General features: G+C 64.8%; 9 protein-coding genes. 3 read left to right on the forward strand and 6 right to left on the reverse strand.

The window, feature by feature from the left end:
• The 3 genes from VEI45_RS13965 to VEI45_RS13975 form a co-directional block, all read right to left on the reverse strand.
• The coding region (locus tag VEI45_RS13965) for a class I SAM-dependent methyltransferase (protein WP_324854126.1) at window positions 1–368 on the reverse strand (368 nt) is incomplete at its 3' end.
• A gap of 29 nt (window positions 369–397) precedes the next feature.
• Entirely contained in the window at window positions 398–805 is a 408-nt protein-coding gene (locus VEI45_RS13970; protein ID WP_324854128.1) for a type II toxin-antitoxin system VapC family toxin, read from the reverse strand.
• A complete protein-coding gene (locus VEI45_RS13975) occupies window positions 805–1,062 on the reverse strand; it encodes a type II toxin-antitoxin system prevent-host-death family antitoxin (RefSeq protein WP_324854130.1) in 258 nt (85 codons plus the stop codon). Before VEI45_RS13975 ends, VEI45_RS13970 begins: the two co-directional genes overlap by 1 nt.
• Window positions 1,063–1,069: 7 nt before the next feature.
• Here VEI45_RS13975 and VEI45_RS13980 point away from each other — a divergent pair, with 7 nt between their 5' ends.
• Window positions 1,070–1,294, forward strand: a complete 225-nt coding sequence (locus VEI45_RS13980) for a hypothetical protein (protein WP_324854132.1) — start codon at window positions 1,070–1,072, stop codon at window positions 1,292–1,294.
• Here VEI45_RS13980 and VEI45_RS13985 read toward each other — a convergent pair.
• Entirely contained in the window at window positions 1,274–2,251 is a 978-nt protein-coding gene (locus tag VEI45_RS13985) for a class I SAM-dependent methyltransferase (protein WP_324854134.1), read from the reverse strand. The genes VEI45_RS13980 and VEI45_RS13985 overlap by 21 nt on opposite strands.
• Before the next feature lie 148 nt (window positions 2,252–2,399).
• Here VEI45_RS13985 and VEI45_RS13990 point away from each other — a divergent pair, with 148 nt between their 5' ends.
• Both VEI45_RS13990 and VEI45_RS13995 read left to right on the forward strand, forming a co-directional pair.
• Complete coding sequence (locus VEI45_RS13990) at window positions 2,400–2,657, forward strand: CopG family transcriptional regulator (protein ID WP_324854136.1); 258 nt, start codon at window positions 2,400–2,402, stop codon at window positions 2,655–2,657.
• Window positions 2,654–3,031, forward strand: coding sequence for a type II toxin-antitoxin system VapC family toxin (locus VEI45_RS13995; RefSeq protein WP_324854138.1), 378 nt, complete (start codon window positions 2,654–2,656; stop codon window positions 3,029–3,031). Before VEI45_RS13990 ends, VEI45_RS13995 begins: the two co-directional genes overlap by 4 nt.
• Before the next feature lie 12 nt (window positions 3,032–3,043).
• Here the strand turns inward: VEI45_RS13995 and VEI45_RS14000 are convergent, their stop codons facing one another.
• Together VEI45_RS14000 and VEI45_RS14005 are read right to left on the reverse strand one after the other, a co-directional pair.
• Window positions 3,044–3,706 (reverse strand): phosphate signaling complex PhoU family protein, encoded by a 663-nt coding sequence (locus tag VEI45_RS14000; protein ID WP_324854140.1) that lies wholly within the window; start codon window positions 3,704–3,706, stop codon window positions 3,044–3,046.
• A gap of 103 nt (window positions 3,707–3,809) precedes the next feature.
• Window positions 3,810–4,151 (reverse strand): SRPBCC family protein (locus VEI45_RS14005; RefSeq protein ID WP_324854142.1); only part of this gene is annotated, 342 nt, incomplete at its 5' end.

Here is a 4,151-nt window from a genome sequence, read left to right on the forward strand (position 1 = left end):
GGCCAGGGCAACCGCCACGACCGCGCGTCCAAGCCCGCCGCCAGAATCACCGCCTGGCGGATTCCGCCGCGAGTGGCGTCGAGGAAGAATTCGTCGAAAAACGCTGTCCGGCAAGCCATATAGCTGACCATCGCCTGCATCTGCAGCGGCACCTGAGGTTCGGCTTCGATGACCTCGGCCGGCAGCTCCCGCGCGGAATGCCAGTTCCACACCCCGTCGCCGGCCGCATCGAGGAAAACCTGCGCGAACGGATCGCGGATCAACGGGTTCTCACTGCGCGTTTCGGCCGCCCGCGACGACGCCACACCCAGCGCCGTCGCACCCACACTCTCGGTGATCTCCCAGGTGTCGTTGTCAGTTCTCGCCACGCTCACGCACTCCTCTCCGAGGCTGTCGTTCAGACCTTGATGATCGTGAGACCGCCCACGCCGTCGAGGGCGGCAAAGTCGTCGTCTTGGGTGACGACGGGTAGCGTTCGCGAAGCCGCGATGGCTGCGATCCAGAGATCGTTGATCCGGACTCGGCGGCCAGTCTCGGCCAAGTGGATGCGTAGCCGCGCCCACATGCGTGCCGCTTCCTCATCGACCGGCAGCGTTTCCATCTCGGCGGCGAACTGAAGGGTCCCGAGTCGTTGCGCCAAGGTGTCGGAAGTGCGTGCGGCAAGCACGCCCACGGTTAATTCGGCAACAGTGACCACAGTAGTCGCCACCTCGGCGGGGATCAGCGACTCGTCGATTTGTCGGCCCGTTTCGGTGGCTACGAACACCGACGTGTCAAGGAGACCCGCTGGCGGCGTCTCGCTCATCAGATAGGCCCAAGATCGTCGGTGGTGTCGCCGGCGAGAGCCGCGAGGTCGTCGCGCAACCCTCGATCGGCTTGTGCGCGGTGCAAGCGCGCCAAAAACTCGGATTTGGTCAACCAACGCCGACGCTGCGGCCGAACCGCGCTGAGCACCGCGACGGGCCGGCCCTTGACAGTAACGGTGATGTCTTCTCCGGCTTGGACGCGGCGCAGCACTCCCGCCGTATCGTTGCGCAGGTCGCGGGACGCAACTTCAGACATGCTACAAATGTACTACGTTCGTAGCATCAGGTTTCGCCGCGACAATGACGGGCTGGTCTGGCGCTCCCGTCAGTTCAACGACTCGTACGCCGTGATGCTGTGGGGTGATCGCGTCAAGCGTCGCAAAGACATTGACGTCGACGACGCAAATCCGCCGCTATCGCTATATCTAGGCGCCGGATTCGACGAGGTTCAACAGCTGGCCGACTGCCTAATCACCGTCGTCGGTTAGCTGCGCCGGGCCTACCGACCGCTGCGCCGACACGAATAAGGTATCCGGCGACCCGTCCTCGATGCCCTCCGGAGGATGCCGGTCATAGATCGCCATCATGTCCTCGGTCGTCAGCACCGACACGTCCCAGCCGTGCTCGAGCAGCCAATCCCCGACGTCGGTGCGATCCTCGAAGTACCACAGCTCGTCGAAGTCGGGGAGGTCGTGCTCCTCGCCACCCAGCTGCGCCGCGAGCTCACGGTAGTGCTGCATCTGCGCTCGCTGCCGGTCCCGGGCGTCGGGGTTGTTGAAGTCGGGGCCGGGCGCCTCGACCGCGACCTGGCTACCGACGGCGGTCAGCGTCTGGATGCGCTCGAACAGCAGATCCTGGGCGGCCGACGGCAGGAACGGCAGCAGCCCCTCGGCGGTGAAGGCGCTCGGCGCGGCGGGGTCAAACCCGGCCTGCCGCAACGCTGTTGGCCAATCCTGCCGCAGATCGACCGGAACGCTGACCAGGTTGGCGGTCGGCTGCGCGCCGCGATCCCGCAACGTCGAGGACTTGAACTCCAGCACCTTGGGCTGGTCGAGTTCGTAGACCGTCACCCCGTCGGGCCACGGCAACCGCCACGACCGCGAATCCAGGCCGGCCGCCAGAATCACCACCTGCCGCACGCCCGCTTCGGTCGCGTCGATAAAGAACTCGTCGAAAAACGCTGTCCGCGAAGCCATGTAGTCCCGCATGCCCTGCATCCGCAGCGGCACGTCGGGTGCGACCTTGGCGATCTCGTCAGGCAGGTCGGCGTTACCGAACCAGTTCCACATGCCATCGCCGGCGGCCTCCAGGAACACCCGCGCGAACGGATCGTCGATCAGCGGATTGTCACTCTCGGTGTCCGCCATGCGGGCCGCCGCCACCCCCAGCGCCGTCGCACCCACGCTCTCGGTGATCTCCCAACTGTCATCATCGGTTCTCGGCACCTTCACTTCCTCCCACTCAGCAGCACGCCACCCGCGGAGGGTACGCGCGATTTCTGTGAGCGGAGCTAAGAATCTAGGCCGTCACCGAACACCGAGCCGGGCGGACCGTCAGAAACCACGGTTACATCATAAGATGTAATGTGATGTCATGCGCACACAAATCACGCTCAACGACGAAGAGATCGCGCTACTGGATCGCGCCGCCAGGGCGAGCGGCGCATCCCGGTCAGAGCTGATCCGTCGGGCAATTCACACCGCCTATGGAAGCCGCAGCAAGGAAGAACGGACAGCCGCCCTGAAGCGAAGCGCCGGCTCGTGGCGAGGACGGGACTTCACCGGTGCCGACTACGTCGACGCGGTTCGCGGCGACCTCAACGATCGCTTGAGCCGGCTCGGTCTGGCGTGAAGCTGATCGACACCACAATCGCTGTCGACCACTTGCGGGGCGCGTCCGCCGCCGTCGATCTACTCACGGCGCTGATCGACACCGGCGATGACCTATTGGCAAGCGAGCTAGTCCGATTCGAGCTCCTGGCCGGAATCCGAGATAAGGAGCTCGTTGCTGTTGAGGAGTTCTGCTCGGCCCTGCGTTGGGTCGAGGTCACCGAGGACGTCGCTCGGGTCGCTGGACAACTCGCCCGTCGATACCGAAAAAGCCACAGCGGCATCGGTGCCGTCGACTACCTCATCGCCGCGACCGCAATCGTCATCGACGCCGACCTGCTGACGACCAATGTGCGGCACTTTCCGATGTTTACCAAGCTAAAGCCCGCGTACTAACCCACAGAGAGCCTAGGGGCTGTTGGGTGTGCTGTAGTCGGGGCGGGGTGGGCTCAATGATTCGATCTGGCGGGCGACTTCGACCGCGCTATCGCCAAGCCGCTCCAGGAAGCGGGCCACCAAACCCATTTCCAGCAGCACCGGTTTGCGCAGGTCGGCTGAGGCCAACTCAGCGCTGAGGCTGGCATGAAGCTCATCGAGTTGGTCGTCGACGGCCTCGGTGTCATCGGCGATCTCGGCCGACCCGCTCAGATACACCTCACCGACCTGCTGCCACATCCCGGTCGCGGCATCGAAGATCTCGCCGATCAGGCGACGTACCCGGCTAGGAAGCTCGGCGGCCAGACCAGTAACCCCGCGGCGGGCCAGCTGGGCGGCCCAGTCGTGTGCGCCGCTCAGCTGGGGCAGGATTCGAAAGACGGTGAGCAAAAACCGCAGCTCTCCGGCGACGGGGGCCTGGCGCGCGAACTGGTCAATCACCAGCTGCTCGACCCGCTCATAGGAATCTTCGACGATGCCCTCGTTGACTCCCACGACATCGGCGGCTTTCTGGTCAGCGTCGAGGAATGCCGCACCCGCTCTGGGGATGTCTTGTTCGACCAGCGTGATCATTTCCTTGACCGCCGCGTCGATATCTTCGAGGCGTTGGTGATATGCCAACCGCAACTCAGTCACGCAATGCACCGTAGCGCGCCCCGCCCCCGTGATGTGCGAACAACCCGAGCACCACAATGAGTTGACGTCCAGTACCTTTGCCGTTCACCGGGTCGTCACGAGCTTACGACTCGACGAGTCGCCGAAGGTTTTCCAGACTTTCGGCGAGCCTGCGGCCGACCCAGCGGGCCGCGACACGGTCGGCGATCAGGCCGAGCAGTCCGCCTTCTGAGCTATACGCAAGCCGGAAAGTCACGACGGTTCGGCCCGGCCCGGCATCGCGCAACCGGAACCGGCCGCGCTGGGTCACACCGGTGATGTTGATCCAGGCCAAATCGCGCGCCTTGTCGAACACCACCACCTCGGCGACGCCCCCCACCGGGATAGAGCCAATCTTCCACAACACGGTGTAGCGCGCGCCCACCCGGGCGGGACCTTCGGTCAGCCTCTTCCAGCGCTCCAGATG

The sequence above is a fragment of the Mycobacterium sp. genome, from assembly GCF_035623875.1.
GTDB lineage: Bacteria > Actinomycetota > Actinomycetes > Mycobacteriales > Mycobacteriaceae > Mycobacterium.

What these genes read in the sequence shown, in the direction of transcription:
- VEI45_RS13970 (WP_324854128.1), bottom strand. Translation starts at nt 805, where the DNA reads ATGAGCGAGACGCCGCCAGCGGGTCTCCTTGACACGTCGGTGTTCGTA.
- VEI45_RS13975 (WP_324854130.1), bottom strand. Translation starts at nt 1,062, where the DNA reads ATGTCTGAAGTTGCGTCCCGCGACCTGCGCAACGATACGGCGGGAGTG.
- VEI45_RS13980 (WP_324854132.1), top strand. Translation starts at nt 1,070, where the DNA reads ATGTACTACGTTCGTAGCATCAGGTTTCGCCGCGACAATGACGGGCTG.
- VEI45_RS13990 (WP_324854136.1), top strand. Translation starts at nt 2,400, where the DNA reads ATGCGCACACAAATCACGCTCAACGACGAAGAGATCGCGCTACTGGAT.